Genomic DNA, 25,652 nt, shown 5'->3' on the forward strand with positions numbered 1-25,652 from the left:
CTCACCCCTCGTCACGCGCGGTGCGGGCCCGGAGCAGGCCGGCGGCCGCCACCAGCAGGACCACGATGGCACTGGCGGCCCACCAGGTCGCGACGTAGGGCCGGTCGAGCAGCGTCGGGTTGTCCGCGCGGACGCCGCCGCCGGCCAGCACGGGCACGGCGATAACGGTGAGGGTTCCCCAGACGACGAGGGCGACGACTGCCGGGGCGCGCCACGGGAGCGGCAGGAGCCGTGAGCCGAGCAGGCAGGCCCCGACGACCAGCGCGGAGAGGACGACGTCATGGGCGACCACCCCCGCAGCGAGCCACAGGGCGACCTCGAGCCACTGGCGCGGGTCCTGCCGGGAGAGCAGGAGCCCGAGCCCGTAGAGGCCGAGGGCGACCCCCGCGGCACCGACGACCACCCGGGTCCTCATGCGCCCACCTCCAGCCGGGAGAGCCACTTGGTCTGCAGGACGCCCGGACGGTCGGGGGCGATGAGGCGGCACGGGAAGCCGTGGTCGAGCGCGAGCGGCTCGCCGGCCAGGTCGAGCGCCACCAGGGTCCGCTCGTCGTCGGCGAAGTTCGCCGGGAGGGTCGTCCGCCGGAACGCCCCCGCCTGCTGCAGGGAGGTGACGGCGACGTCACGCCCGCCGGCGACACCGGCCGTGCGGAGCAGGTCGACGAGGCGGACGCCGGACCAGGTGCCCTGGGCGCTCCACCCCTCGACGCAGGCGATGGGCAGGTCGACGGTGTGCTGGGGCATCGCGCGCAGGTCGTCCAGGGACAGCGCGGCGAGCACGCCGCCGTCCTCGACGACCTCGAGGCGCCAGTCGGCCGAGGTGGCCGACTCCTCGACGCCGGCGGCCGACGCCGACCTGTTGATCGGCACGCCGCCGGGACCCTCGCCGGTGCGGGTGGCGAACACCGAGACCCGTCGCAGCCAGGGCACCGTCCCGCCGACCGTCGCGAGGACGGCGACGCCGGACGCGGCGAGCGTCGTCCGCACGAGGGCGCGGCGCGAGAGGACGCCCGCGTCGCGCGCGCTCGGGCGGTCGTGCGTGGTGTCGTCGATTTCGCTGCCGAGCACCGCGCGCACGAGCGGGAGCTTGACCGCCACGTGCACCAGGAGCGCGCCGACCGAGATCCAGGCGAGGGCGTAGTGGGTGGTGCGGAACGAGAAGGCGGTCCAGGGGTACCACTGGGCGGCGTTGAGGAGGCCGGTCGCGAGCTGGAAGACCGACGCCGCGACGAGCACCGCGACCGACCCGCGCTCGAGGGCGACGAGCAGCAGCCTGCGGGGGTCGCCGAGGGGCGGCGCCTCGAACAGCTTCGGCAGCACCGACCACAGCTTGACGAGCAGCAGGGGGATCGCGGCGACGCCCGTCGTGACGTGCACCCCCTGGGTCAGCCGGTAGCCCCAGCTCGGGCTGGTCGGGAAGGGGACCGGGTGCGTCGGCAGCTGCGCGTAGTGGCTGACGAGCCCGGTGAGGAAGCAGGTCGCGAAGGCGAGGCCCAGCCAGACCCCGACCCGCGCCGCGACGGCGGGGCTGCGCAGGCGCGAGGTGAAGGAGCCGGGGGTCGGCGGCCGGAGCCGCGGCATCACCACGAGGGCGCGCCGGTCGGCTCGGAGAGCACGGCGGCGTGACGCTCACCGAGGCGGTGGACCTCCAGCACGTCGAGACCGGCCGACCGCGCCACGCCCGCGAGGTCGTCGACGCCCAGCGTGGCCCAGCGGAAGGGACGGCTGCGGTGGCCCGGCGCCTCGAGCGAGGCCCAGCCCCGGGCCGTCCCGACCCCCGGGCCCTCGACCTCGACCACGACACGACCGCCCGGGGCCAGCAGGCGGCGCAGGCGGTGCAGCAGCGCGACCGGGTCGCCACCGATGCCGATGTTGCCGTCGGCGAGCAGCGCCGTGGCCCACCGGCCCTCGCCGGGGACGCGGGCGAACACGTCGCGCCGCACCGCGGACGCACCCCGCTCTCGCGTGAGTGCGACGGCGGCCTCGACGACGTCGATCCCGAGCGCGACGTGACCGGCCGCCGCGAGGGCGGCCGTCAGCCGACCCGGCCCGCAGCCGACGTCGAGGGTGGGACCGCAGCACAGACCGACGAGCGCCAGGTCGTGGCCGTCCGCCGTACGGCTCCAGAGGTCGACCGGCAGGGCCGTCGGCTCCTCGCCGTGGCGCACCACGACGGTGGGCACCCCGTGCAGGGCGCCCGCGAAGACCTCGCTGAACGACCTCTCGATCATGCGACACCTCGCGGTCGGGCCGAGCGCCAGGCGCGGGCGAAGCGGGTGTGGGGCGCGAGCGCGGCGACGACGTCGGCGTCCTCGACGGTGTCGACGTCGGTCATCGTCGACGCCCGCCCCACGGTGCACCCGGCCAGCTCGAGCGCGTGCCGGGTGTCGGTGCAGGTCTCGGACGTCGACATCACCACCCGGGCGACGTGCCGGACCACCCGGGGATCACGGCGACCGAGCGCCCACCACCCGCCGTCCTCGGCGGGCGCCAGCACGGCGTCGTGGGTGGCCAGTCCGTCGGCGACCTCGGCGAGCGCGGCGGCCGTGACGTGCGGGGTGTCCATGCCGATCTGGACGACGACGCCGGGTCCGGCGTCGGCGTGCGCGCGCACCAGGCGTTCGGCGAACCCGTCACCCTGCTGGGGGGTGACGGTCCAGCCGTCGAGCGCGGCGGCGATGGCGCCTCCCCGGACGGCGTCGCGCAGGTCGCCGGCGAGGCTGAGGTGCCCCTCGGCGCCCGCCTCGCGACAGGCCTCGATCGTGTCGAGCAGCGCGGCCGCGGCGAGCCCGGCGGCCGGCTCCGCGCCGATGACCGCGCCGAGGCGGGTCTTGACCTGCCCGGCCACGGGCGCCTTCGCCACGAGCAGCACCTTCATCGCAGCACCTTCGCGAAGTCGCGCGCGGTCCGGGCGGTGCCCCGCACCGAGCCCGAGACCTTCGACCGCGTCCCGGCGGCGCGGGGGTGGTAGGCGACGTCGCGCTCGACGACGCGCCACCCGGCCCGGGTGACGGCCTGGAGCAGCTCGACGGGGTAGCCGAAGCGCCGGTCCTGCAGGTCGAGGTCGAGCAGGGCCTGGCGACGGCACACCCGCATCGGGGCGATGTCGTGGGCGTCCATCCCGATCGCCCGTCGCAGCCAGGCCACGACCAGGGCGTTGCCGAGCCGGGCGTGCCACGGCCACGTGCCGCGCCCGGTGGGGCGGCGCCGGCCCACGGCGATGTCGGCACGGTCCTGCTGCACCTCGGCCAGCAGCGGCAGCAGCTCGGCGGGGTCGAAGGAGCCGTCGCCGTCCATCACCGCGACGTGGTCGTGGGTGGCCGCGAGCAGCCCCGTGTGGACCGCTGCGCCGTAACCCGGCACCGGCTCGGTGACGACCCGGGCACCGAGGCGCCGGGCGACCGACGCGGTGTCGTCGCGCGAGCCGTTGTCGACCACCACGACGGCGAACTGCGGGGGGACCCGCGCCAGCAGGGCGGGCAGTGCGGGCGCCTCGTCCCGGCACGGGAGCACCAGGTCGCACACGGTCTCAGGGGGCATGTCCCGGAACATAGCCACGCGCCACCTCTCGGCGGACCCCCCTTCGGGCTTACGGAAGTGTGACGGCCGGGTCGCTGGCGGGCCGCACCGCACGTGCGCCCCTAGGCTCGGGACATGCATCCAGGGGCGGGCCGCACGCGAGCGCCTGCGGTCGGGCTGGCCCTGGCGCTGGCCGTCCTCGGCGCCGCGTTCCTGGTCCCCGTCGTCACCGGGTGGGACGTCGACGCCCGCAGCGACATGCTGGGCGCGCCGCCGACCCACGGCTACTGGCAGGTCAAGCTGGGGATCGGCACCCTCCCCGCGCTGCTCGTCGCCGGTGTGGGCGTCGCGCGGGCGGAGGTGTGGGCGCTGCGGTGGTCGTGGCGTCGCCTGCTCGCGGCGTCCTACGTCGTGGCGCTGGTGTGGATGCTCGGCCTCGCGCTGGTCGACAGCACGTCCGGCCTGACCCGGGTGATGACGAACCACCACGAGTACCTCATCACCGCACGCGGGATCGACGACGTCCACGCGATGCTGCGCGAGTACGTCGCGCGGATCCCCGACGGCAGCCCCGGCCAGTGGCCGACCCACCTGGCCGGCCACCCGCCGGGCGCGGTCCTGTTCTTCGTCGCCCTGGTGCGCGTCGGCCTCGGGGGCGACCTCGCGGCGGCGCTCGCGGTGGTGGCGGTGGCGGCGACGATCCCGGCCGCGACGCTGCTCGCGCTCCGCCGCCTCGGGCTCGACCGCGGCGCCCGGCTGGCCGCGCCGTTCCTCGTGCTGTCGCCCGCCGCCGTCTACCTCGCGGTCTCGGCCGACGCCGTCTTCACCGCGTGCGCGGCGTGGGGCCTCGCGGCGCTCGCCGCGTCGGCCACCTCGGCGTCGGGACGGGGGCTGGTCGCCTGGGGCGTGGTCGCCGGCCTGCTGCTCGGCTGGTGCGTGATGAGCTCCTACGGGCTCCCGCTGCTGGGGCTGCCCTGCCTCGCCGTGCTGTGGCTGGCGCGCAGCTGGGGGCCGCTGCCGGTCGCCGCCTCGGCTGCGCTGGCCGTCGTGCTGACCTTCGCGGCGCTGGGCTTCGCCTGGTGGGACGCCTACCCGGTGCTCGTCGAGCGCTACTGGGACGGCATCGCCGCGACCCGCCCGGCGGCGTACTGGACGTGGGGCAACCTCGGGGCGCTGCTGGTCTCGGGAGGTCCGCTGCTCGGTGCGGGCATCGCCGTCGCAGCGCGCCGTCACGAGGGCGAGCAGCGGGTGCTGTCGGTGCTCGGGCTGGCCGCACTGGCGTCGGTGCTCGTCGCCGACCTCAGCCGGATGTCCAAGGCCGAGGTGGAGCGGATCTGGCTGCCCTTCGTGCCGTGGCTGACGCTGAGCCTGGCCCTGCTGCCCGGCGGCTGGCGTCGATGGGGCCTGGGCCTGCAGGTCGCGACGGCGCTGCTCGTGCAGCACGTGCTCTACACGAGCTGGTGAGTCCTCAGGCCCGTAGCGGAGCGGTGGCGAACGCCGGCAGCCCGACGTCGGGCGTGACCGACGCGGTGAAGCCGAGCTCGCTGGCCGCGAGCGCCGGGGACGCGACCACGTGCCGCACGTCGCCCGCTCGGAACCCGCCCGTCACCTCGGGGGAGAGGTCCCGGCCCGTGCCCTCGGCGACCCGCCGCGCGACCTCGAGGATCGTCACGGGACGGCCCGAGCACACGTTGTAGGCCCGGTAGTGCGCACCCGGCTCCGAGACCACCCGCTCCAGCGCGAGCACGTTGGCCCGGGCCACGTCGTCGACGTGGACGAAGTCGCGCGCCTGCCCGCCGTCCTCGAAGACCTGCGGGCGCTCCCCGCGTTCGAGGGAGGAGCGGAACATCGCCGCGACCCCGGAGTAGGGGGTGTCGCGCGGCATGCCGGGGCCGTAGACGTTGTGGTAGCGCAGCGCCACCGCCGTCGCGCCGGCCTGGCGCACCCATGACGAGGTGTAGTGCTCCTGCGCGAGCTTGCTGGCGGCGTAGCTGCTGCGAGGGTCGAGGCGTGCGTCCTCGGGGACCAGTGACCAGGTCAGGGTGCGGCCGCAGTCCGGGCAGTGGTTCTCGAAGTCGCCCGCCTCCAGGGCAGCGACCGCTCGTGGGGGCGGCTGCTGCGCGCCGTGCTCCGTGCAGACGTAGCGGCCCTCGCCGTAGACGACCATCGAGGAGGCCAGCACCAGCCGGTCGACCCCCGCGTCGTGCATCGCCGCCAGCAGCGCGGCCGTGCCGAGGTCGTTGTGCGAGGCGTACGCCGGCAGGTCGCCGACGCGCACGCCCGCCCCGACCACCGCGGCCTGGTGGCACACGGCGTCGACGCCGCGCAGCAGCGCGGCCCACTCCGGTGATCCCGCGTCGCGCACGTCGAGCCGGTGCACGCCGGGGGGCGGCTCGCTGCTGCCGTGGGCCGAGTCGAGCATCAGGTCGGCGCCGACCACCTCGTGACCGGCCTCGCCGAGCTGCCGGGCGATCGCCGATCCGATGAAGCCGGCGGCGCCGGTGACCAGGACCCTCATGCGCGCCCGCGGCCCGGGACGTCGTAGGTGAGCTCGACGCCGTCCCACCACGACCCGCACGCGCAGGCGCCGGGGTCGGGCAGCGCGGCGACGGCATCGGTGAGCAGGCCGGTCAGCCGCTCGAGGTTGGCGCGGAAGAGCGCGAACACCTCGTCCTGGCCGACGCCCGCACCCGTCTCGGCGCCGGCGTCCATGTCGGTGACGAGGGCGAGGGCGGCGTAGCACTGACCCATCTCGCGCGCGAGCGCCGCCTCGGGGGCACCCGTCATGTTGACGAGGTCCCACCCCTGCTGGGCGTAGTGGCGCGACTCGGCACGCGTGGAGAAGCGCGGGCCCTCCACGACGACCATCGTGCCGCCGAGGCGTACGCCCGGATCGGCGCCGGCGAGCGCCGCCGAGACGGCCGGGCAGTAGGGATCGGCGAAGGGCAGGTGCACCGCGCCCGCCTCCACGAAGGAGCCGACCCGGCGCGACGTGCGGTCGACGAGCTGGTCGGGCACGACGAGGTCACCGGGGGCGACGGTGCTGCGGAGGCCGCCCACCGCGCACGGCGCCAGGACCTGCCGGACGCCCAGCGAGCGCAGCGCCCACGCGTTGGCCCGGTAGGGGATGCCGTGCGGCGGGTGGTCGTGGTGGCGCCCGTGGCGGGGCAGGAAGGCGACCGACCGGCCCGCGACCTCGCCGATCGCGACCGGCGCCGACGGGTCGCCGTACGGGGTGTCGACGACGTGCTCGACCGCGTCCGGCAGGAACGAGTAGAAGCCGGAGCCGCCGATGACGGCGACGTCCGCGCGGGGGGAGGGACTCACCCGCTCACCCTAGTGAGCGCCGCCTCGTGGGCCCGGTCGGTGGGACGGGGTCGTTGACGGTGACCGTGATCACGGTTATCTTCGCAATGATTGTTAACTTTGCACCGAACGGAGCCGTGATGTCCTCTCCCGAGCGCGACCTGGAGCAGATCGAGGCCGCCGTCGCGCAGGCGAACCCGAGCGTCCTGCGGATGGCGATCTACCAGGCCACGCACGATCCCGAGCTCGCCGCCATGGAGGTGAACCAGGAGCCGCGCAGGGGTGGGGCGTTCCACTCCCCGATCGTGGACCCGCGCCACGACGCCACGATCCGTCGCAAGGCGGTCGAGCTCCTGTGCCAGGGACACGGCGACGACGAGCTGGTCGTCCCGAGCGACGACGACCTCCGCTCGATGATGCGGATGATGACCGACGTCGAGCCCGACGACGTCGCGTTCAGGCACGGGCGCGAGGAGCTCGCCTTCGACCCGTTCCCCCGCGAGGCCAGCTGGCACGGGGAGAAGCCGGAGATCCCCGAGGGCTTCCGGGTCGCCATCATCGGCGCCGGTCCGAGCGGCATCGCCTCGGCCGTCCAGCTCGAGCGCCTCGGCATCCCCTACGACGTCTACGAGCGCGAGGCCGCGGCCGGTGGCACCTGGCAGGTGAACAGCTACCCGGAGGCGCGGGTCGACACGAGCAGCTTCCTCTACCAGTTCAAGTTCATCAAGAACTACCCGTGGTCGGAGTACTTCGCCGCTGCGAACGAGGTGAAGAAGTACGTCCAGCACACCGCGGACCTCTTCGGCGTGACCCCGCACGTGCAGTTCAGCTCCTCGCTCGAGGGCGCCGAGTTCGACGACGAGACCAAGACGTGGGTCCTCACCCTCGTGAGCCCGAACGGCGCGGAGCGCCAGGCCCGTGCGAACGTGATCATCAGCGCGGCCGGTCAGTTCTCCACCCCGCGGCTGCCGGACATCCCGGGCGTGGAGGACTTCCAGGGCGACTTCTTCCACACCACCGCGTGGGACCACTCCTTCGACCCGACCGGCAAGACCGTCGCGGTCATCGGCAACGGCTCGACCGGCGTCCAGCTGACGCCCTGGCTGGCCGAGCACGCCGAGCACCTCTACGTCCTCCAGCGCACGCCGCAGTGGATCGCCCCCATGGAGGGCTATCGCGCGGTCATCACGCCGGAGATCCGCTGGCTGTTCGACCACGTCCCCGGCTACTGGAACTGGTACTGCTTCCACACCCAGGTCACCACCAACGGCATGCAGCTCGCGCAGGAGTACGACCGCGAGTGGCAGGCCCGCGGCGGCCTGATCAGCGAGCGCAACGACGGCCTGCGTGCTGCTCTCACGGCATACATCCAGGAGAAGCTCGCGGCGCGCCCCGACCTGGTCGCGAAGGTCACCCCCGACTACGCGCCGCTGGCGCGCAGGCTCGTCGTCGACAGCGGGTGGTACGACGCGCTGCTGCGTCCCGACGTCGACCTGGTCGCCGAGGGCATCGACCACATCGAGGCCGACGCCATCGTCACCAGGGACGGCCGCCGGCTCGAGGTCGACGCGATCGTCTTCGCCAGCGGCTTCGACGTCAGCAAGTACCTCTACCCCACCGAGTACGTCGGCTCCCACGGCGCGAGCCTGCAGGAGCTGTGGGCGAAGGACGGCCCGCGGGCCTACCTCGGCATGACCCTGCCCGGGTTCCCCAACCTGTTCGTCTTCTACGGCCCCAACGCGCAGCCCCGCTCCGGCGCCTTCGTGACCTGGAGCGAGATCTGGTCGCGCTACGCCGCGCAGGGCGTCGTGCACCTGCTCGAGCAGGGGGCGCGCAGCTTCGAGCTGCGCCGCGAGGTCTTCGACGACTACCAGGACGAGGTCGACGCGGCCCACGCCGACCTGATCTGGCTCGGCGAGGCGCCGGCCGACAAGAACTACTACGTGATGGACGGGCGCCAGATCGTGCACTGGCCCTTCCGCAACGAGGACTACTACGACCGGGTCTCGGCCTTCGACCCCTCGGTCTACGACATCTCCTGAACACCGACGCAGCAGAGAGGAACGCATGAACACGCTCACCGTCGAGCAGCGGGACCGCGTCGTCACCGTCACGCTCGACCGCCCGCCGGTCAACGCCATCACCCTCGAGATGCAGCGCGAGCTCGCCACGTTCTTCGGCGGGATCGCCGAGGACAGGACGATCGGTGCCGTCGTCCTGGCCGGCGCCGGCGACAAGGCGTTCTGCGGCGGGATCGACCTCAAGGAGGTCCGGGCCATGGGGTCCGCCGGCGACTCCCTGCAGGCGCTGACCAACCCGGGGTGGCAGTGGCGCGAGACGCAGCGCGTCGTCCGCAACGCGGCGGTCCCCGTGATCGCCGCCGTCGAGCGACCCGCCATCGGTGCCGGGTTCGGGCTGATCGGCGTCTGCGACCTCGTCATCGCCTCCGAGCGTGCGACGTTCGCCCTGACCGAGATCAACGTCGGCCTGCTCGGCGGCGGGAGCAAGGCGATGCGGCTGCTGGGCCCCCACAAGGCCCGGATGATGATGTTCACCGGCCGGCCCGTCACGGCCGCCGACATGCACCGCCTCGGCGCGGTCGAGGAGGTCGTCCCCGACGGCACCGCGGTCCGGGTCGCGCAGGACCTCGCCGCGGAGATCTCGACCAAGAGCCCGCTCGCGATCCGCCTGGCCAAGGAGTCGCTCGTGCGGATCGAGGGTGACGAGATCGAGCGGCAGTACCGCACCGAGTGGGACTACACCAACCGGCTGAGCCACTTCGACGACTCCCGTGAGGCGATGGACGCCTTCCTCGAGAAGCGGCAGCCCGAGTGGAGCTGGTCGTGAGCGCCGCCGAGGGCCTGCTCGCGGGCCAGGTCGCCGTGGTCACCGGGGGAGCGAGCGGTATCGGCCTGGCCACCACGCGCCTGCTGTGCCAGGACGGCGCGAAGGTGGTCGTCGTCGACCTCGACCCCGAGGCCTCGCAGGCGGCGGTGGCCGAGCTGGCCGGCGCCGGGCACGACGTGCGCGCCGAGGTCGTCGACATCTCGTCCGAGGAGTCCGTCGCCGCGCTCGCGCGAGGGGTGCTCGAGGAGGAGGGGCGCGTCGACGTCCTGGTCAACAACGCGGGCATCAACGCCGCCGCGATGACGCTGTGGGACACCCCGCCGGAGGTCTTCGAGAAGATGTGGCGGGTCAACCTCTTCGGCACCTACCTGATGTGCCGGGCCTTCGTGCCGACGATGCTCGAGGCCGGCTACGGCCGGATCGTCAACGTCGCCAGCGTCGCGGGCAAGGAGGGCAACACCGGCAGCAGCGCCTACTCCTCGGCCAAGGCCGCCGCGATCGGGTTGACCAAGTCCCTCGGCAAGGAGCTGGCCGGCACCGGCGTGATCTGCAACGCCGTGACCCCGGGCGTCATCCGCACGCCGCTGGCGATGCGCACGACGCCGGACCACATCCAGCGCCTCGCCGCCAAGATCCCCATGGGCCGCATCGGCGAGCCCGAGGAAGTGGCCGAGATCATCCGCTGGGCGTCGAGCCCGAGGTGCAGCTTCACCACCGCCTCGGTCCTCGACGCCAGCGGCGGCCGCACGACGTACTGACACGGAGCCAGACCAGTGATCGAAGGAAGAAGGACGAGCGTGATCGACCACAGTCCCGTCGCGGACTACGCGGCCAAGGCCTCCCTGGTGGGCGGCACCGCGATCGTGATCGGCGCAGGCGCCGGCATCGGTCGCCAGACGGTGCACGCGCTGAGCCAGCTGGGCGCCCACGTGATCTGCGTCGACGTCGACGCGGAGCGGGCCGAGGCGGTGGCCGCCGAGGTGGGGGGCACGCCCCTGGTCGCCGACGCCTGCGAGCGCGAGGGGATGCAGGAGATCGTCGCGGCCGGGGCGCGGGCCGAGCGCCCGCTGCGCACCATCGTCGACATCATCGGGATCGCCGCGTTCGGCAACCTCGACGAGCACACCGACGAGATGTGGGCCCGCAGCGAGCGACTCAACCTGCGCCACGCGGTCTACCTCATCGAGTACGGCGGCCAGGCGCTCGCCGAGCTCGGCGGCGGCACCATCGTCTTCGTCGCCTCGATCAGCTCGCTCTACGCGACCCAGCACCACGGGGCCTACGGCGCGCACAAGGCCGCCCTGATGTCCCTGGTGAAGACCTCCTCGGTCGAGCTCGGGCCCAAGGGCATCCGGGTCAACGCGGTCGCCCCGGGCGTGATCTGGACCGACCGCATGGCCGCGGCCATCGGCGACGAGCAGCGCGACGTCTTCGCCGCGAACACGCCGACCGGGCGGTTGGGCGAGCCCAGCGACATCGCGGGCGTCAACGCCTTCCTGGCCACCGAGCTCTCCTCGCACGTCAACGGTCAGTACGTCCTGGTCGACGGCGGTGTCAGCGTACGATTCCCCTACCCGGTGGACCTCCTCGTATGAGTCCGCCGCCCAGGACGAGATCTCGGCGAGTGCCACGCGGTAGGACCCTGCGTTGTACGGCGTGACTAGGAGCGAGCTGCATGGCCACGAATCGAGTGCGGATTCCCAAGGCGTCGGACGTGATCATCACCGACATCCGCGACCGGATCCTCTTCCAGCGCCTGCCCGTCGGGACCCGGCTGCCCAACGAGATCGAGCTGATGGAGCAGTACGGCCTGGGACGGGTGACGGTCCGCGAGGCGCTGCGCGTGCTCGAGCGCGACGGACTGGTGGAGATCCGGCGCGGTCCGACCGGCGGGATCTTCGTCCGGCACACCGACATCTCGCAGGCCAGCGACGCGATGGCGATGCTCTTCCGGTTCAACGACACGACGCTGGGCGAGTCCGCGGAGTTCCGCGCCCTGCTCGAGCCGAGGGTGGCCCACCAGGCCGCGCTCAACGCGACCGACGAGCAGCTGGAGGAGATCAGGGCGATCGCCGACGGGCGCGCCGACGTCCGACAGGTCGCCGAGCTCCACGCGCTGCTGTCCGCGGCGTGCGGCAACAAGGTGTTCGAGCTGGTCCTGAAGGCGCTCCACGACTCGGCCGCCGGCCACTACCGCTACGACGTCTTCGAGGCCGAGTCGGCCGACCGCGGCGTGCACGACCACGTCGAGGTCGCGAAGGCGATCGTCGCCCGTGACGCCGCGGCCGCGGAGGAGGCGATGCGACGCCACCTCGCGACGTACGCCACCTACCTCGAGGACAACGACCTCGTCGGTGCCCCGACGATCCCGGAGCGCTCACCCGCATCCGTCCGGTGATCCCCCGCCGCCCTCGCGCGGCGACTACCCGAACCACGCCCGACCGGCCCCTCCGTCCCTCCTGACGTCCCGTCGGGACGGGAGCACGGCTGCGCCGTCGGACACCCCTGCCCAGGAGTGCTCCCCATGATCGTTCCCGCCTACCGCGACCTGCCGAACGGCGACGCCAAGGGCGTCTTCGGAGACGACGACGTCCTCGGGACGCTGAACCGCCAGACGCCGGAAGCCGTGGCCCTCGCCGCCACCTCCGTGCGGTCCGGCAAGGTGTTCAGCCTCAACGCCCCGATGGAGCTGCCCGACCCGCCGCTCTTCGACCGTGGGCCGTTCGCGCACCACGTCTACCAGACCCGGATGGGCAACCGTGACGACTGGGTCGACAACTTCTACCCCCAGAGCTCCTCGCAGTGGGACGGCTTCCTGCACATCGCCGAGCCCGAGATCGGCTCCTACAACCACCAGCCGCCCCACCGGCTCGGCATCGAGGGCTGGGCGAGGCGTGGCATCGCGGGCCGCGGGATCCTGCTCGACGTCGAGCGCCACCTCGCGACCCAGGGCGAGACGCTGCACTGGCACACCGAGCGCCCGATCACCGTCGAGGAGCTCGAGGCGACGCGGGTCGCGCAGGGCGTGGAGTGGCGCGAGGGCGACGTGCTCGCGCTCCGCACGGGCTGGTGGACCGGCTACCTCGCCGCCGACGCCGAGGAGCGCGACGACGTCCGCACCCGGCACGACTCACCCGGCCTCCGGGCGGGCGCCGAGATGGCGGCGTACCTGTGGGACAACGGGATCAGCGCAGCCGTCGCCGACAACGTCAGCGTCGAGTCGATGCCGCTCGGCCCGGAGCTGCTCCACCACCTCACGCTGTGCCGCCTCGGCATGCCGTGGGGGGAGATGTGGTGGCTCGACGCCCTCGCCCAGGACTGCGCGGACGAGGGCCGCTGGGACTTCCTGCTGGTCTCGGCGCCCTGGAACCTCACGGGCGGCATCGGCTCCCCGGCCAACGCCCTCGCCCTGCGCTGACGCGTCGTGGGCCCCTCCCGGAGCGCCGCCGGCGGCGGCCCCCGGATCGTGTCTCGAACTTCCCAGAAGCTCCTTGACTGTGACGACGATCACCGGCAGTATCCCTGCTTAAGTTCGCGTTCATAGCAATGATTACCAGAAAGGGTTGACCATGAGGATCAACGCTCGTTCCAAGCGCGGCGTGGCCTTCGGCGCCGTCGGACTGCTGCTCACCGCGACCGCGGCGTGCGGTGGCGACAGCGGCGACGGCGGGTCGTCCGGCCCGATCAAGGTCGGTGTTCCTCTCGGGATCACGGGCCCGGCGGCCGGCACGGCCGACTGGGACCGGATGGGCGTCGAGCTCTCGGTGGCGCAGATCAACGAGGCCGGCGGCATCGACGGCCGGCAGGTCGAGGCGGTCTTCGCCGACACCGAGCTCGACCCGGCCAAGGCCGTCACCGCGGTCAACCGGCTGATCAACGAGGACAAGGTCGACCTCGTGGTCGGACCGATGACCAGCGACGAGACCCTCGCCACCCTCCCCGCGCTGACGCGGGCGAACATCCCCTCCATCAACGGCGCGGGGAGCAAGGTCACCCCCGAGAACGCGCCGTACTCCTTCGGCATGCTGCTCAACGCCGAGTACCAGGGCCAGAAGATGGTGGAGTACGCCGCGAGCCGCTACGACGCCGAGCGGGCCGCGGTCATCAGCTACTCCGGCACCCAGGGCAAGGTGGGCCGCGCGGCGATCGACGCGGCGCTCGAGGAGAGCGGCATCGAGGAGGTCGCCGGCCAGGAGTACGACATCCCGGTCACCGACCTCAGCTCCCAGGTGCTGGCGCTCAAGCAGGGCGACCCGGACGTCGTGCTCGCCTTCCCGCAGACCGGCAACGACACCGGGCTGCTCGTCCAGGCGATGAGGGACGCGAACCTCGACGTCCCGATCGTCGGCAGCTACGCCACCACCTACGCCGGCCAGGCGATCGCCGTCGCCGGCGAGGACGCCTACGAGGACCTGGTGTCGGTCACCTGGCCGGCGTTCAGCGCCTGCGACGCCGGGGACGTGCGCGAGGTCGCCACCGACTTCATCGACGAGGTGAAGTCGACCTACGGCGAGAAGCGGACGACCGGTGCGGCGTTCGACAACATCGCCTCGTTCCGCGACGCCCTGTGGCTGCTCAAGGCCGGCATCGAGGGCTCGAAGTCGCTCGACGGCGACAAGGTCTCGGCCTGGCTCGAGGAGAACGAGACCGACGCCGCGCCGGACCAGCCGCTGGTGCAGAACGCGTACAAGCTCAGCGCGGACAGCCGGTTCCTGATGGACACCAGCTCGCTCACGCTGGTCAACGCGGGCACCGAGGTCGCGCCGGGCATCTCCCAGCGCCTCGACGGCTGCTGACGACCGCGTCGACGACGAGATGAGAGGTCCACTGCGATGAACGAGTTCCTGGTCATCGTGATCAGAGGCGTGGGGATCGGATCCCTGTACGCGCTGGTCGCCATGAGCCTGAACGTGGCCTACAACGCGTCAGGGGTCCTCAACTTCGCCCAGGGCCACCTGTTGGTCGTGGCCGGCGTGTTCAGCTATCGCTGGCTTCCCGAGGGTGCCGGGCTGACCTCGCTGCAGTGGTACCTCACGCTCGTCGCGGTCATCGCGGCCACGGCCCTGGTCGGCGTGGTCCAGGGCCTCATCACCCTCCTGCCGATGAGGCGCGAAGGTGGTGACCACTCCTGGGTGGCCACCACCATCGCGGCCTCCATCGTGCTCGGGGCGCTGATCCTGCTCTGGATCGGGCCACAGGTGGTCAACGTGCCCAACTACTTCGGCTCCGTCGAGCTCCCCGACAGCCGGGTCCCGGGCTCGTACATCGTGCTCGTCCTCTGCGCCGTCGCGGTGTGGGCCGCCCTGCGCTGGTACCAGCGCACCTTCCTCAGCGGCCTGGCGCTCAACGCGCTCAGCCAGGACGTCGACGCGGCGCGTGCCGCTGGGATCCCGGCCATGCGCTACCAGCTGCTGGCCTTCGGCATCGCGGGGGCGATCACGGCCCTGGCCGGGTTCGTCGGCGGCAGCGCCATCGAGATCTCCGGCAGCCGGGGGACGAACTACGTGATCTACGGCTTCATCGTCGCCGTCATCGGCGGCATCGGCAACAACAAGGGCGCACTCATCGCCGGACCCCTGTTCGGTGTCCTGATGATGTACGTCTCGTTCGGTCTGGGCGGCGGCCTCCAGGTGGTGACGGCGCTCGCCGTGATCGTCGTGGTGCTGCTGCTCCGGCCCCAAGGCATCTTCGGGCGTCCGCACGCCCGACGGGTGTAGGTGAGGTGGACGACGTGACGACGACAGCGACGAACGAGCGGCGGTCTGCGCCGCGACGGTTGATCCGCCGCGAGATGCGCCGGGACCTGTGGGCCGGGACCGCGCTGGTCCTGCTGGCGACCCTGGTGCCGACCTTCATGGGCAACGTGTTCTGGCAGCAGGCGATGCTGCTGGCCGCGGTCTACGTGATCGCGGCCGTCGGGCTCGACGTGCTCCGCTCGCAGGCCGAGCAGATGTCCTTCGGACAGGGCGCCGTCCTGGGTGTCGCGGCCTACGTCGCGGCGCTGGCCAACGGCGTCTGGGAGGAGCCGCTCGCCCTCGCGGCGGTCTACGGCCTGCTCGCCGGCATGGTCACCGGGATGCTGATGGCGCTGCCGTCGCTCCGGGTGCAGGGCTACTACCTGGGGTTCGTGACGCTGGCGGGTGCGCTCGCCCTCCCCGACCTCATCCTCAAGTTCAAGGACCAGACGCAGGCGCTGACCGGGGTCAACGTCTTCCCGGTCGGACCGACCGAGCCGCTCTTCGGGTCGCTCAACTGGCTCACGATCGTGGTGACGGCGGTCGCCGTCGTCTCCCTGTTCGCCGGCGCGGTGCTCCGCTCCTCGTCCCTCGGCCGCGCGATGCTGCTGGCCGGCGAGAGCCCCGAGGCGGCCGTGACGGTCGGGCTGCGTCCGGGCCAGCTCCGGTTGCAGGCCTTCGCCCTCTCGTCGTTCGCGGCGTCGGTGGCCGGGGTCCTCTACGTCGGCGTCATCCAGTACGTCGGCTCGGGGTCGTTCACCCTCGCGCTGTCGGTGATGCTCTACTTCGTCGTCATCGTCGGCGGCCCGGGCAAGGTGCTCGGACCGATCCTCGGGGTGGGGCTGCTCTACGTCGTCCCGGACCACCTGCTGTCCGGCCTCGTCGACTACCGGCTGCTCATCTACGGTGCGATCGTCCTGGCGGTCATGTTCGTGGTGCCCGAGGGCATCGCGGGGGGCCTGGACCGCCTGGTCCGGCGTTACCTGACCAAGGGGAGCGACCGCGACCGCAGCCTGATCTCGCTCCGCCCGATCCTCGACGCCGCGCCGTCGGCGGAGGCGGCCGCACACGACGGTGGCGACGCCCCGCTGCTCGTCGTCGACGAGGTGCGACGCAGCTTCGGCTCGGTCAAGGCGCTCGACGGTGCCTCGATGACCGTGCGCCGCGGGACCGTCCACGCGATCGTCGGGCCCAACGGATCGGGCAAGACGACCCTGCTCAACGCGGTGTCGGGGCTGATCACGGTCGACAGCGGGAAGGTCGAGTTCGAGGGTCGCGACGTGACCCGGCTCGCCGCGAGCAGCCGGGCCCGGCTGGGCCTGGCCCGGACGTTCCAGCAGCCACGGGTGCTCAACTCGCTGTCCGTCTGGGAGAACATCGACTGCGGCCGCGTCTCGGACCGGCAGATCCCGTGGTTCGAGGAGGCGCTGGCGTCCTACGCCGAGGAGTGGGACGCGCTCAACAGCGGCGTCCTCCCGCACGGCCAGCGTCGCTTCCTCGAGGTGCTGCGTGCCCTGCACTCCGGACCGAGCATCGTGGCGCTCGACGAGCCCGCCGCCGGCCTCTCGCACGCCGAGCGCCTCGAGTTCGGCCAGCTGCTGCGCGACGTCGCGTCCAAGACCTCGGTCACCGTGCTCATCGTGGAGCACGACCTCGAGCTGGTGTGGAACATCGCCGACCAGATCACCGTCGTCGACGGCGGGCGCGTCATCGCGTCGGGGTCGCCGGCGGAGCTGCGCAACAGCAAGACCATCGCCCACCTCTTCGTCGGAGTCGAACATGTTGCAGGTTGAGGGACTCAGCGCCGGCTACGACCGCATGACGGTGCTCCGCGACGTGTCGCTGGAGCTGCAGCCCGGACAGCTGGTGCTGCTGCTCGGGCCGAACGGCGCCGGCAAGACCACGCTCCTGAGCACGGTCGCCGGGCTGGTCAAGCCGAAGGGCGGGAGCGTCTCGGCGGGCGGCACCCGGATCGACGGGTGGGCGCCCGAGCGCGTCGCGCGCCACGGTGTGCGGCTCGTGATGCAGGGGCACCGCGTGTTCCCCGAGACCACCGTCGAGGACAACATCCGGCTCGGTCAGATCAACCTGCCCCGCGGCAGGCGCCGCCCGGAGACGGAGATCTTCGACGAGGCGTTCGACGTCTTCGGGATCCTCGGCGAGAAGCGCAAGCAGCCCGCTCGTGACCTCTCCGGTGGCCAGCAGCAGATGCTGGCGCTGGTGCAGGCCTGGGTCGCCCGGCCCGACTTCATGCTCTGCGACGAGCCGTCCATGGGGCTCGCGCTCGCGCTCGTGCCCGAGATCCTGACCTTCCTCAAGCGCCGTACCGACGACGGGATGGGGGTGCTGCTGGTCGAGCAGTCGATCGACCAGCCGCTCCGGTTCGCCGACCGCGTGCTCGTGATGCGGCAGGGGGAGATCCGCTTCGCCGAGGACAGGGCGGACGTCACGGGCGTCGAGCAGCTCGCGCAGGAGATGCTCGGCGGCGCGGCCGTCGGTCCGTCCGCGAGCGGTCCGCAGTAGTCCGTGGACCTCTCACTCACCCCCGAGCAGGCGTCCTTCCGGTCCGAGGTCCGCGCCTGGCTGCAGGAGCACGTGCCCACCGAGCGCCTCGCGCCCCCGGGCACCCCCGAGGGCCTGGAGCAGCACCGCGCGTGGGAGCGCACGCTGTTCGAGGCCGGGTTCGCCGCGGTGCACTGGCCCTCGGAGTCCGGCGGTCGCGGGCTCGGCCCGATCGAGACCTCGCTCTTCTACGACGAGTACCTCGCGGCGGGCGCGCCCGAGCGGCTCAACCGGCTGGCCCTCGGCCTGGCCGGCCCGACGCTGATCGAGTGCGGCACGCCGGAGCAGCGCGAGCGCTGGCTGTCGCGGATGCTGTCGTGCGACGACCTGTGGTGCCAGGGCTTCAGCGAGCCGGGTGCCGGCAGCGACCTGGCGGCGCTGCGGACGCGGGGAGTGGTCGACGGCGACCGGCTCCGGGTCAGCGGCCAGAAGATCTGGACCTCGCACTCACGGTTCGCGGACTGGATCTTCGCGCTCGTGCGGACCGACCCCGACGCGCCCAGGCACCGCGGCATCAGCTTCGTGATGATCGACCGCCACAGCCCCGGGGTCGACGTACGGCCGATCAAGCAGATGAACCACGCCTCGTCCTTCGCCGAGGTCTGGTTCGACGACGTCGACGTCCCCCTGGCGAACGTCGTCGGCGACCTGCACGACGGGTGGCGGGTCGCCATGGTCGCCCTCACCAACGAGCGGAGCAGCAACCTCAACACCGCCGCGCACTTCGAGCAGCTGCTGCGCGAGGTCGTCGACATGGTGCCCGACGACCGTCGCCAAGACCCTCGGGTGCTGGAGCGGATCGGCCGGGCCCACGAGGAGATCGAGGCCTACCGCTACGTCACGCTCCGGACGCTGACCGAGCTGTCGCAGGGCAGGCGGCCGGGAGTGCAGTCCGCGATGGGCAAGCTGTGGTGGAGCCAGATGCAGACCCGCCTGCACGAGCTCGGCCTGGAGCTCATGGGCGAGGACGCCGAGCTGCTCGACCCCGCCCAGGCGACCAACGGCTTCGTGCACCGCTACTGGCTGGGCCGGGCCGCCCACATCTACGCCGGGTCTGACGAGATCCAGCGCAACATCCTCGCCGAGCGCTGGCTCGGACTGCCGAAGGGGCGCTGAGTGGACTTCTCGTTCTCCGACGACCAGCTCGCGTTCCGCGACGCGGTCCGTCGCTACCTGGCCGCGAGGTTCCCGGCGTCCCGGCTGCGCGAGGTGTGGGCGACCGGTGCGGACCACGACCACGCCGTCTGGCGCGAGCTGGCCGACCTCGGCGTCGCCGGGACCGTCGTCCCCGAGGCGCACGGCGGCTCGGGCGGCGGGCTGACCGACCTGGTGCTGGTGCTCGGCGAGCTCGGCACCTCCGCCGTGCCGGAGCCGGCCGTCGAGACCGCCGTGATCGCCCCTCTGCTCCTGCAGACGTACGCCAGCGACGCCCTCCAGCAGGCGTGGCTCCCCGGTCTCGCTGCCGGCGAGGTGGTCGTCGCGGTGGCGTCGCGCCCGTCCTCGGCGCGCGTGCACGACGGAGCCACGGCCGACCTGACGCTCGTGCGCTCGGGGGCCGAGGTGCACCTGGCCGGACCTGACCGGGTCAGCGCCCGGACGCTCCCCGGTGCCGACCCGTCGCGTCGGCTCGCGGAGTGCGACTACGACCTCGACGGGTCCACCCTCCTCACCCGCGACGTCGACGCGGGCCGGCTGGTGGGGACGACGGGGGCCGTGGCCACGGCCGCCCAGCTCGTCGGGCTCGCCGACCGGCTCGTCGCGATGACCCGGGAGCACCTGCTGACCCGGGAGCAGTTCGGGCGACCGCTGGCCGAGTTCCAGGTGCTCCGGCACCGGCTGGTCGACGTGGTCGTGCAGGTGGAGGCGGCGCGCTCCTTGGTGTGGAACGCCGCCCACCGGATCGACACCGGCGACCGCACGGCCGCCACCGCAGCCTGGTCGGCGAAGGCGGCTGCCAACGAGGCGTCCTCCCTCGCCGGGTCGGCTGCCCTGCAGCTGCACGGAGGGATCGGTTTCACCTGGGAGCACGACCTGCACCTCTGGTTGCAGCGAGGGATGTCGTGGGAGCGGTCCTTCGGGACCACCCCAGAACTGCGCGCCCGCGTGGGCGCCGAGCTGATGGGAGCGTCGTGAGCACCGCAAGCACCGCAGCCGAGGTGGTCAGCCTGATGCTGCACGCCTCGAGCATCGCCATCGTCGGGGCGTCCGACGACGGCTCGAAGGCGTCCGGCCGGACCCAGCGCTACCTGCGCAGGTACGGGTTCACGGGCGACATCTACCCGGTCAACCCCCACCGTGACACCGTGCAGGGCGAGCCGGCGTACGCCTCGATCGAGGACATCCCGGGCGTCCCCGACGTGGCGGTGATCGTGCTGCCGAAGGCGGCCGTCAACGCTGCCGTCGAGTCCTGCGGCGCCAAGGGGATCAGGTTCGCGATCGTCTTCGCGGCCGGCTACGCCGAGGTCGGTGAGGCCGGTGCCCGCGAGCAGGCCGAGCTCGCCGCGGTCGCGGCCAGGGCCGGCGTCCGGATCCTCGGGCCGAACTGCGTGGGCGCCGTGATGGCCGCACCCTCCGTGACGACCGCCTTCATGACCGGGCTCGACCAGGACCGCTTCACGCTGCGCGACGACAAGATCGCGTTCGTCTCGCAGAGCGGCGCGATGGGCGGCTTCCTGCTCAACATGGCGCAGAGCGAGGGCCTGGGCATCGGTCGCTTCTTCAGCAGCGGGAACGAGGCCGACCTCGCCCTCGGTGAGCTCATCGAGGGCCACGTCGACGAGGGGTCCACCCGCGTGGTCCTCGCCTACGTCGAGGGCGTGCGCGACGGAGGCGCCTTCTGCTCGGCGCTGGCCAAGGCCCAGCAGCAGCGCGTGCCCGTCGCGGTGATGAAGGTGGGCCGCTCCGAGCGCGGTGCGGTCGCTGCGGCGTCCCACACGGGCTCGCTCGCCGGCTCGGACGCGGTGCTCGACGGCATCCTCGAGCGCTACGGCGCCCAGCGGGCGGTGGACGTCGAGCAGCTGGTCGACCTCGGGCGCGTCTTCTCCGTCGACCGGGTGCCGAAGGGGCGCCGGGTCAGCATCATGACCATCTCCGGCGGGGCCGGCGTGCTGATGACCGACTACGCCGAGGACCTCGGGCTCGACGTCTTCGAGTGGGACGCGGTGTGGCAGCAGAAGATGGCCGACATCCTCCCGGCGCACGCCCCCGTCGCGAACCCGATCGACACCACCGGTGCGATCGCCTCCGACCAGGAGATCCTGACCAACGGCCTGCGGCTGTGCCTGGACAACCCCTCGACCGACATCGCGGTCGTGCTGCTCGGCAACCTCGAGCGGGAGGAGGCGGCGCTCTGCGACCGGATCATCGAGGTCGCTGCCGGCTCGGACAAGCCGGTGCTGGTGGCGTGGTTGGGCGGCTCGGGCAACCCGAGGCGCGTGCTGTCCGCCGCCGGCGTCCCGACGTTCAGCGATCCCGTCCGCGCCATGCGCGCCGCCGCGGCGCTGGCCGACTGGGCGCTCGCCGAGGCGCCGGTCCCGTCGGCGCCGGCCTCGTCGCCGGAGCTGACGGCGCTGCAGGAGCAGCTGAGCGCCGCGGGCACGTCGATGCTCGACGAGATGGCGAGCAAGCGGGTGCTGCAGGTCGCCGGCATCCCGGTCACCCGCGAGATCGAGGCGCGCAGCGCGGCGGAGGCGCGAGCCGCCGCCCGCGAGATCGGCCTGCCCGTCGTCCTCAAGCTCTTGTCGGACGAGGTGGAGCACAAGTCCGACGTCGGCGGCGTCAAGCTGGGCCTGGCCGACCTCGACGCCGTCGAGCGGGCTGCTCTCGAGGTGCTCGGGCTGGCCGAGGAGCTCGGTCTGGCCGAGCGCCGGGTCGTGGTCCAGGAGTCGGTGAAGGGCGGGGCGGAGCTGATCCTCGGGGCGACCCACGACCCGACGTTCGGCCCGGTCGTCCTCGTCGGGCTCGGGGGCGTCTTCACCGAGGTGCTGCGCGACGTGGCGATGCGACCGGCCCCGATCGACCCGGCCGAGGCGGCCCGGATGGTCGACGGGCTGAGCGGCGTCGCGCTGCTGCGCGGCGCCCGGGGCATGCCCGTCGTGGACGAGCGGCGCCTGGCGCAGGTGATCAGCGACTTCTCGCGGACCTTCGTCGAGATCGCGCCGCAGGTGGCGTCCATCGACGTGAACCCGCTCGTCGTCACCGCCACCGGCGGTGTCGTGGCCCTCGACGGCGTCGTCACCCTCTCGCGCGAGGAGCAGGCATGAGCACCACGACCCGCACCCGCGCCGCGGTCGTGACGGGGTCGGCCGGCGGGATCGGAGCCGGGATCACCGACAGCCTGCTGGCGGCCGGGTGGCACGTGCTCGCCACCGACGTCGACGACGCGCTGCTGGCGTCGTTCGCAGCCGAGCGGACCGCGCACGCCGACATGCTCCGCACGGTCCGCGCCGACGTCGCCTCTCCCGCGGACTGGGCGGCCGTCGTCGCCGAGGCGGACGCCTGGGTCGGCGGCATCGACGCGCTCGTCAACAACGCCGGCATCTCGCCCAAGCACGACGGCAGGAAGCTGCTGACCGCCGCGATCCCCCCCGAGGAGTGGGAACGGGTGATCGCGATCAACCTCACCGGCGCCTTCCACGGGCTGCAGGCCGTGCTCGAGCCCATGGTCGAACGTGGATGGGGGCGGATCGTGAACCTCTCCTCGCAGGCGGCCCACACCGGTGCGCGCGTCGCCGGAGCCCACTACGGCTCGACCAAGGCGGCCCTGCTGGGCCTGACCAGGACGGTGGCCCACGAGTACGGACCGTCGGGCATCACGTCCAACGCGATCACCCCGGGCAGGATCGAGACGCCCATGGCCGCCGGCGTGAGCGCCGAGGTCAACGAGGGCTGGCGCAGGGCCATCCCGGTCGGCCGCCTCGGCACCCCCGCCGACATCGGGGCGATGGCCGCCTTCCTGCTCTCCGACGAGGCCGCGTTCGTCAACGGCGCGACGTTCGACGTCAACGGCGGCAGCAGGATGGGCTGATGCGGGCGATCACGATCGCCGGCCGGGGTGACGAGGCGACCCTCGAGCTCGTCGAGGTACCCGACCCCCGCGTCGAGCCGCACCAGGTGCTCGTCGACGTCATCGCCGCCGGCGTCAACCGCGCCGACACCGTCCAGCGCCGCGGCACCTCGCTGACCTCGGCGGGGACGTCCAGGCTCCCCGGGCTGGAGGTCGCCGGCCTCGTCGCCGCGACCGGGTCCGACGTGCGGCGCTGGGCGGTCGGCGACCGGGTGTGCGCCCTCCTCACCGACGGCGGCTACGCCGAGAGGGTCGCCGTCGACGCCGACCACGTGCTGGCCGTCCCGGACGCGGTCGACCTGGTCGACGCCGCCGCCCTCCCCGAGGCCCTGGCGACGGTGTGGTCCAACCTGGTCGGCCTCGCGGGCCTCCGTGCGGGCGAGACGCTGCTCGTCCACGGGGGCGGCTCCGGCATCGGGACGACCGCGATCCAGGTGGCCAGGCTGCTGGGCGCGCGGGTGATCGTGACCGCCGGGTCACGGGCCAAGCTCGACGCCTGCCTCGAGCTGGGGGCGGACGAGGCGATCGACTACCGCACCGGGTCCTTCGTGGACGCCGTGCACGACCTCACGGACGGACGGGGGGTCGACGTCGTCCTGGACATCATCGGGGCGTCCTACCTCGCGTCCAACCTGGCGGCCGTCGCCACCGGCGGCCGCGTCGTGGTGATCGGCCTGCAGTCCGGGGCGAGCGCCGAGCTCGACCTGCGCGAGGTCCTGCGCAAGCGTGCCGTCGTCACGGGCTCCCTCGTCCGCCCCCGCCCCGCCGAGGAGAAGGCGCGCATCCTCGCCGAGGTCGCCGCGCACGTCATGCCGGCCGTCGCGGACGGCCGCGTCCGCCCCGTCGTCGACTCGCGGATGCCCCTGGCCGACGCCTGGCGCGCCCATGCGCGCCTCGAGGCGTCCGAGCACATCGGAAAGATCCTGCTGACCACCGGAGAGGAACTGCCATGAGCACCTACGTCGCTCCCGACCTCACGAGCCTGGGACTGGCCCAGCTCACGTCACTCGCAGGCAGGGGTGCGCTCGTCACGGGCGGTGCCCGCGGCATCGGCGCTGCGATCGCGACCCGGCTCGCCGAGGCCGGCGCCCGGGTGGTCATCGCCGACCGGGACGGGGCCGAGGAGCGCGCCGCCGCGCTCTCGGCCGGCAGGGACCACCGGGTCACCGGCATCACGATGGACATCGCCGACGAGGAGTCGGTCCGCGCCGGGGTCGCGTCCGCGGCGGAGGGTGGTTCACTCGACGTCCTGGTCAACAACGCCGCGATCCTCGACCCCACCGGCGACCCCCTGGGGGCGAGCAGCGACCACCTGCGCCGGATCCTCGACGTCAACGTCGTCGGCACCTTCCAGGTGACCCGCGAGGTCGCGTCCCGCATGGCGCCCGGCGGCAGCGTCGTCAACGTCGTCTCGACGTCCGGGCTGCGGGTGTCGAAGGGCACGATGGCGTACGCCGCATCCAAGCACGCTGTCACCGGGCTGACCAGGAGCCTGGCCCTCGAGCTGAGCGACCGCGGCATCCGGGTGACCGGCGTCGCCCCCGGCATCGTCTCGACACCGGGCGTCGCGGAGGTCATCGACGACATGGTCGCCTTTGGCTACGGCAACGACCGACCACCCCTCCAGCCGTTCGGACGCCAGGGCCTGCCCGACGACATCGCCCGGGTCGTCTACTTCCTGTGCACCGACCTCGCCTCCTGGGTCTCCGGCCAGGTCATCGGCGTCGAGTCCGGCCGTCTGGAGGTGCTCGCATGAGCGACACCGTCGAGACGTCCGTCGAGGGCGCCGTCCTGCGGATCGAGCTCAACCGGCCCGACGTCCGCAACGCGATCGACCTCCCGACGGCCCTCGCGATCGAGGCGGCCGTCGACCGGCTCGAGGAGGACGACGCGCTGAGGGTCGCGGTGCTGCACGGCCGGGGCGCCAACTTCAGCGCAGGGATGGACCTCAGGGCGTTCGGCACGACCGGCGAGCGACCGGTCACCGACCGGCGCGGCGCCATGGGCATGACGACCCTCCCGCCGGCCAAGCCGGTCATCGCGGTCGTGCACGGCATCACCGTCGGCGGTGGCTTCGAGCTCGTGCTCGCCTGTGACCTCGTCGTGATGGAGGAGGGCGCCGAGCTCGGGCTCCCCGAGGTGACCCGCGGCCTGGCCGCCGGAGGGGGCGGTGCGATCCGCCTGCCCCAGCGGGTGCCGCACCACGTCGCGATGGACCTGCTGCTCACCGGTCGCCGGATGTCGGCCGCCGAGGCCGAGCGGTGGGGGCTGGCGTCCCGCGTGGTCCCGCCCGGGGAGGGCCTGGCGACGGCGCTCGAGCTCGCCGCGGTGATCGCCGCCAACGCGCCCCTCGGCACCCGTGCGTCCAAGCAGGTCGGGACGCAGAGCCGGTCGATGTCCTACGACGAGGCGATCGCCGCCCAGGAGCCGCTGATGCAGGTCATCCGCACCTCGGCCGACGCCCGCGAGGGCGCGCGGGCCTTCCTCGAGAAGCGCCCGCCCGTCTGGACCGGCCGCTAGGCCGCCGCCGACCCGGGTGTCCACCCCGGGTGCCCACCCCGGTATCTAGGGACGAAATGGTGGGCGGAAGGGCCGATCTGCCCACCATTTCGTCCCTA

At 73.0% G+C, this 25,652-nt stretch carries 25 protein-coding genes; 18 read left to right on the forward strand and 7 right to left on the reverse strand.

Annotation, left to right across the window (positions count from 1 at the left end; genetic code table 11):
- Position 1: 1 nt before the first annotated feature.
- The 5 genes from ACFFJG_RS11735 to ACFFJG_RS11755 are packed head-to-tail and all read right to left on the reverse strand — an operon-like array spanning position 2 to position 3,540.
- On the reverse strand, positions 2-415 hold the full coding sequence (locus tag ACFFJG_RS11735; protein WP_378518906.1) for a hypothetical protein: 414 nt from the start codon (positions 413-415) through the stop codon (positions 2-4).
- A complete protein-coding gene (locus ACFFJG_RS11740; RefSeq protein WP_378518907.1) occupies positions 412-1,581 on the reverse strand; it encodes a molybdopterin-dependent oxidoreductase in 1,170 nt (389 codons plus the stop codon). Before ACFFJG_RS11740 ends, ACFFJG_RS11735 begins: the two co-directional genes overlap by 4 nt.
- Positions 1,581-2,231, reverse strand: coding sequence for a methyltransferase domain-containing protein (locus ACFFJG_RS11745; protein WP_378518908.1), 651 nt, complete (start codon positions 2,229-2,231; stop codon positions 1,581-1,583). Before ACFFJG_RS11745 ends, ACFFJG_RS11740 begins: the two co-directional genes overlap by 1 nt.
- A complete protein-coding gene (locus ACFFJG_RS11750; protein WP_378518910.1) occupies positions 2,228-2,878 on the reverse strand; it encodes a TIGR04282 family arsenosugar biosynthesis glycosyltransferase in 651 nt (216 codons plus the stop codon). Before ACFFJG_RS11750 ends, ACFFJG_RS11745 begins: the two co-directional genes overlap by 4 nt.
- On the reverse strand, positions 2,875-3,540 hold the full coding sequence (locus ACFFJG_RS11755; RefSeq protein ID WP_378518911.1) for a glycosyltransferase family 2 protein: 666 nt from the start codon (positions 3,538-3,540) through the stop codon (positions 2,875-2,877). Before ACFFJG_RS11755 ends, ACFFJG_RS11750 begins: the two co-directional genes overlap by 4 nt.
- 114 nt (positions 3,541-3,654) lie before the next feature.
- Between ACFFJG_RS11755 and ACFFJG_RS11760 the strand changes: the two genes are divergently transcribed.
- Complete coding sequence (locus ACFFJG_RS11760) at positions 3,655-4,983, forward strand: hypothetical protein (protein ID WP_378518912.1); 1,329 nt, start codon at positions 3,655-3,657, stop codon at positions 4,981-4,983.
- A gap of 4 nt (positions 4,984-4,987) precedes the next feature.
- Here the strand turns inward: ACFFJG_RS11760 and ACFFJG_RS11765 are convergent, their stop codons facing one another.
- Entirely contained in the window at positions 4,988-6,037 is a 1,050-nt protein-coding gene (locus ACFFJG_RS11765) for an NAD-dependent epimerase/dehydratase family protein (RefSeq protein ID WP_378518913.1), read from the reverse strand.
- Positions 6,034-6,846, reverse strand: coding sequence for an S-methyl-5'-thioadenosine phosphorylase (locus tag ACFFJG_RS11770; protein WP_378518915.1), 813 nt, complete (start codon positions 6,844-6,846; stop codon positions 6,034-6,036). The genes ACFFJG_RS11765 and ACFFJG_RS11770 overlap by 4 nt, the downstream gene beginning before the upstream one ends.
- A 119-nt stretch (positions 6,847-6,965) precedes the next feature.
- Here ACFFJG_RS11770 and ACFFJG_RS11775 point away from each other — a divergent pair, with 119 nt between their 5' ends.
- The 17 genes from ACFFJG_RS11775 to ACFFJG_RS11855 all read left to right on the forward strand — a co-directional run bounded on the left by ACFFJG_RS11775 (position 6,966) and on the right by ACFFJG_RS11855 (position 25,554).
- Positions 6,966-8,867, forward strand: a complete 1,902-nt coding sequence (locus tag ACFFJG_RS11775; protein ID WP_378518916.1) for a flavin-containing monooxygenase — start codon at positions 6,966-6,968, stop codon at positions 8,865-8,867.
- Positions 8,868-8,892: 25 nt separating this feature from the next.
- Complete coding sequence (locus tag ACFFJG_RS11780) at positions 8,893-9,672, forward strand: enoyl-CoA hydratase-related protein (protein ID WP_378518917.1); 780 nt, start codon at positions 8,893-8,895, stop codon at positions 9,670-9,672.
- Entirely contained in the window at positions 9,669-10,430 is a 762-nt protein-coding gene (locus ACFFJG_RS11785) for an SDR family NAD(P)-dependent oxidoreductase (RefSeq protein WP_378518918.1), read from the forward strand. The genes ACFFJG_RS11780 and ACFFJG_RS11785 overlap by 4 nt, the downstream gene beginning before the upstream one ends.
- A gap of 39 nt (positions 10,431-10,469) precedes the next feature.
- Positions 10,470-11,267, forward strand: a complete 798-nt coding sequence (locus tag ACFFJG_RS11790; protein WP_378518919.1) for an SDR family NAD(P)-dependent oxidoreductase — start codon at positions 10,470-10,472, stop codon at positions 11,265-11,267.
- Positions 11,268-11,386: 119 nt separating this feature from the next.
- Positions 11,387-12,070, forward strand: coding sequence for a FadR/GntR family transcriptional regulator (locus ACFFJG_RS11795; RefSeq protein WP_378518920.1), 684 nt, complete (start codon positions 11,387-11,389; stop codon positions 12,068-12,070).
- Between the two features lie 126 nt (positions 12,071-12,196).
- A complete protein-coding gene (locus tag ACFFJG_RS11800) occupies positions 12,197-13,090 on the forward strand; it encodes a cyclase family protein (protein ID WP_378518921.1) in 894 nt (297 codons plus the stop codon).
- A 151-nt stretch (positions 13,091-13,241) separates the two neighbouring features.
- A complete protein-coding gene (locus tag ACFFJG_RS11805; protein ID WP_378518922.1) occupies positions 13,242-14,468 on the forward strand; it encodes an ABC transporter substrate-binding protein in 1,227 nt (408 codons plus the stop codon).
- Positions 14,469-14,504: 36 nt separating this feature from the next.
- Positions 14,505-15,389, forward strand: a complete 885-nt coding sequence (locus ACFFJG_RS11810) for a branched-chain amino acid ABC transporter permease (RefSeq protein ID WP_378518923.1) — start codon at positions 14,505-14,507, stop codon at positions 15,387-15,389.
- A gap of 14 nt (positions 15,390-15,403) precedes the next feature.
- On the forward strand, positions 15,404-17,200 hold the full coding sequence (locus ACFFJG_RS11815) for a branched-chain amino acid ABC transporter ATP-binding protein/permease (protein WP_378518924.1): 1,797 nt from the start codon (positions 15,404-15,406) through the stop codon (positions 17,198-17,200).
- A complete protein-coding gene (locus ACFFJG_RS11820; RefSeq protein ID WP_378518925.1) occupies positions 17,187-17,930 on the forward strand; it encodes an ABC transporter ATP-binding protein in 744 nt (247 codons plus the stop codon). The genes ACFFJG_RS11815 and ACFFJG_RS11820 overlap by 14 nt, the downstream gene beginning before the upstream one ends.
- Before the next feature lie 3 nt (positions 17,931-17,933).
- Complete coding sequence (locus ACFFJG_RS11825; RefSeq protein WP_378518926.1) at positions 17,934-19,085, forward strand: acyl-CoA dehydrogenase family protein; 1,152 nt, start codon at positions 17,934-17,936, stop codon at positions 19,083-19,085.
- Positions 19,086-20,102 (forward strand): acyl-CoA dehydrogenase family protein, encoded by a 1,017-nt coding sequence (locus ACFFJG_RS11830; RefSeq protein WP_378518927.1) that lies wholly within the window; start codon positions 19,086-19,088, stop codon positions 20,100-20,102.
- The gene (locus ACFFJG_RS11835) at positions 20,099-22,231 is read left to right on the forward strand and encodes an acetate--CoA ligase family protein (RefSeq protein ID WP_378518928.1); all 2,133 of its coding nucleotides are present in this window, start codon (positions 20,099-20,101) and stop codon (positions 22,229-22,231) included. The genes ACFFJG_RS11830 and ACFFJG_RS11835 overlap by 4 nt, the downstream gene beginning before the upstream one ends.
- Positions 22,228-22,995: an SDR family NAD(P)-dependent oxidoreductase gene (locus tag ACFFJG_RS11840; RefSeq protein ID WP_378518929.1), complete on the forward strand. Its 768-nt coding sequence runs from the start codon at positions 22,228-22,230 to the stop codon at positions 22,993-22,995. The genes ACFFJG_RS11835 and ACFFJG_RS11840 overlap by 4 nt, the downstream gene beginning before the upstream one ends.
- Positions 22,995-23,987, forward strand: a complete 993-nt coding sequence (locus ACFFJG_RS11845; RefSeq protein WP_378518930.1) for an NAD(P)H-quinone oxidoreductase — start codon at positions 22,995-22,997, stop codon at positions 23,985-23,987. The genes ACFFJG_RS11840 and ACFFJG_RS11845 overlap by 1 nt, the downstream gene beginning before the upstream one ends.
- Entirely contained in the window at positions 23,984-24,790 is an 807-nt protein-coding gene (locus ACFFJG_RS11850) for an SDR family NAD(P)-dependent oxidoreductase (RefSeq protein ID WP_378518931.1), read from the forward strand. Before ACFFJG_RS11845 ends, ACFFJG_RS11850 begins: the two co-directional genes overlap by 4 nt.
- On the forward strand, positions 24,787-25,554 hold the full coding sequence (locus ACFFJG_RS11855; RefSeq protein ID WP_378518932.1) for a crotonase/enoyl-CoA hydratase family protein: 768 nt from the start codon (positions 24,787-24,789) through the stop codon (positions 25,552-25,554). Before ACFFJG_RS11850 ends, ACFFJG_RS11855 begins: the two co-directional genes overlap by 4 nt.
- Positions 25,555-25,652 lie beyond the last annotated feature (98 nt).

The organism is Nocardioides zeicaulis (assembly GCF_042432345.1).
In the GTDB taxonomy this organism is placed as follows: domain Bacteria; phylum Actinomycetota; class Actinomycetes; order Propionibacteriales; family Nocardioidaceae; genus Nocardioides; species Nocardioides zeicaulis.

What these genes read in the sequence shown, in the direction of transcription:
- ACFFJG_RS11850 (WP_378518931.1), top strand. Translation starts at nt 23,984, where the DNA reads ATGAGCACCTACGTCGCTCCCGACCTCACGAGCCTGGGACTGGCCCAG.
- ACFFJG_RS11800 (WP_378518921.1), top strand. Translation starts at nt 12,197, where the DNA reads ATGATCGTTCCCGCCTACCGCGACCTGCCGAACGGCGACGCCAAGGGC.
- ACFFJG_RS11755 (WP_378518911.1), bottom strand. Translation starts at nt 3,540, where the DNA reads ATGCCCCCTGAGACCGTGTGCGACCTGGTGCTCCCGTGCCGGGACGAG.
- ACFFJG_RS11735 (WP_378518906.1), bottom strand. Translation starts at nt 415, where the DNA reads ATGAGGACCCGGGTGGTCGTCGGTGCCGCGGGGGTCGCCCTCGGCCTC.
- ACFFJG_RS11760 (WP_378518912.1), top strand. Translation starts at nt 3,655, where the DNA reads ATGCATCCAGGGGCGGGCCGCACGCGAGCGCCTGCGGTCGGGCTGGCC.
- ACFFJG_RS11820 (WP_378518925.1), top strand. Translation starts at nt 17,187, where the DNA reads ATGTTGCAGGTTGAGGGACTCAGCGCCGGCTACGACCGCATGACGGTG.
- ACFFJG_RS11780 (WP_378518917.1), top strand. Translation starts at nt 8,893, where the DNA reads ATGAACACGCTCACCGTCGAGCAGCGGGACCGCGTCGTCACCGTCACG.
- ACFFJG_RS11750 (WP_378518910.1), bottom strand. Translation starts at nt 2,878, where the DNA reads ATGAAGGTGCTGCTCGTGGCGAAGGCGCCCGTGGCCGGGCAGGTCAAG.
- ACFFJG_RS11805 (WP_378518922.1), top strand. Translation starts at nt 13,242, where the DNA reads ATGAGGATCAACGCTCGTTCCAAGCGCGGCGTGGCCTTCGGCGCCGTC.
- ACFFJG_RS11855 (WP_378518932.1), top strand. Translation starts at nt 24,787, where the DNA reads ATGAGCGACACCGTCGAGACGTCCGTCGAGGGCGCCGTCCTGCGGATC.
- ACFFJG_RS11765 (WP_378518913.1), bottom strand. Translation starts at nt 6,037, where the DNA reads ATGAGGGTCCTGGTCACCGGCGCCGCCGGCTTCATCGGATCGGCGATC.
- ACFFJG_RS11810 (WP_378518923.1), top strand. Translation starts at nt 14,505, where the DNA reads ATGAACGAGTTCCTGGTCATCGTGATCAGAGGCGTGGGGATCGGATCC.
- ACFFJG_RS11840 (WP_378518929.1), top strand. Translation starts at nt 22,228, where the DNA reads ATGAGCACCACGACCCGCACCCGCGCCGCGGTCGTGACGGGGTCGGCC.
- ACFFJG_RS11740 (WP_378518907.1), bottom strand. Translation starts at nt 1,581, where the DNA reads ATGCCGCGGCTCCGGCCGCCGACCCCCGGCTCCTTCACCTCGCGCCTG.
- ACFFJG_RS11775 (WP_378518916.1), top strand. Translation starts at nt 6,966, where the DNA reads ATGTCCTCTCCCGAGCGCGACCTGGAGCAGATCGAGGCCGCCGTCGCG.
- ACFFJG_RS11845 (WP_378518930.1), top strand. Translation starts at nt 22,995, where the DNA reads ATGCGGGCGATCACGATCGCCGGCCGGGGTGACGAGGCGACCCTCGAG.
- ACFFJG_RS11745 (WP_378518908.1), bottom strand. Translation starts at nt 2,231, where the DNA reads ATGATCGAGAGGTCGTTCAGCGAGGTCTTCGCGGGCGCCCTGCACGGG.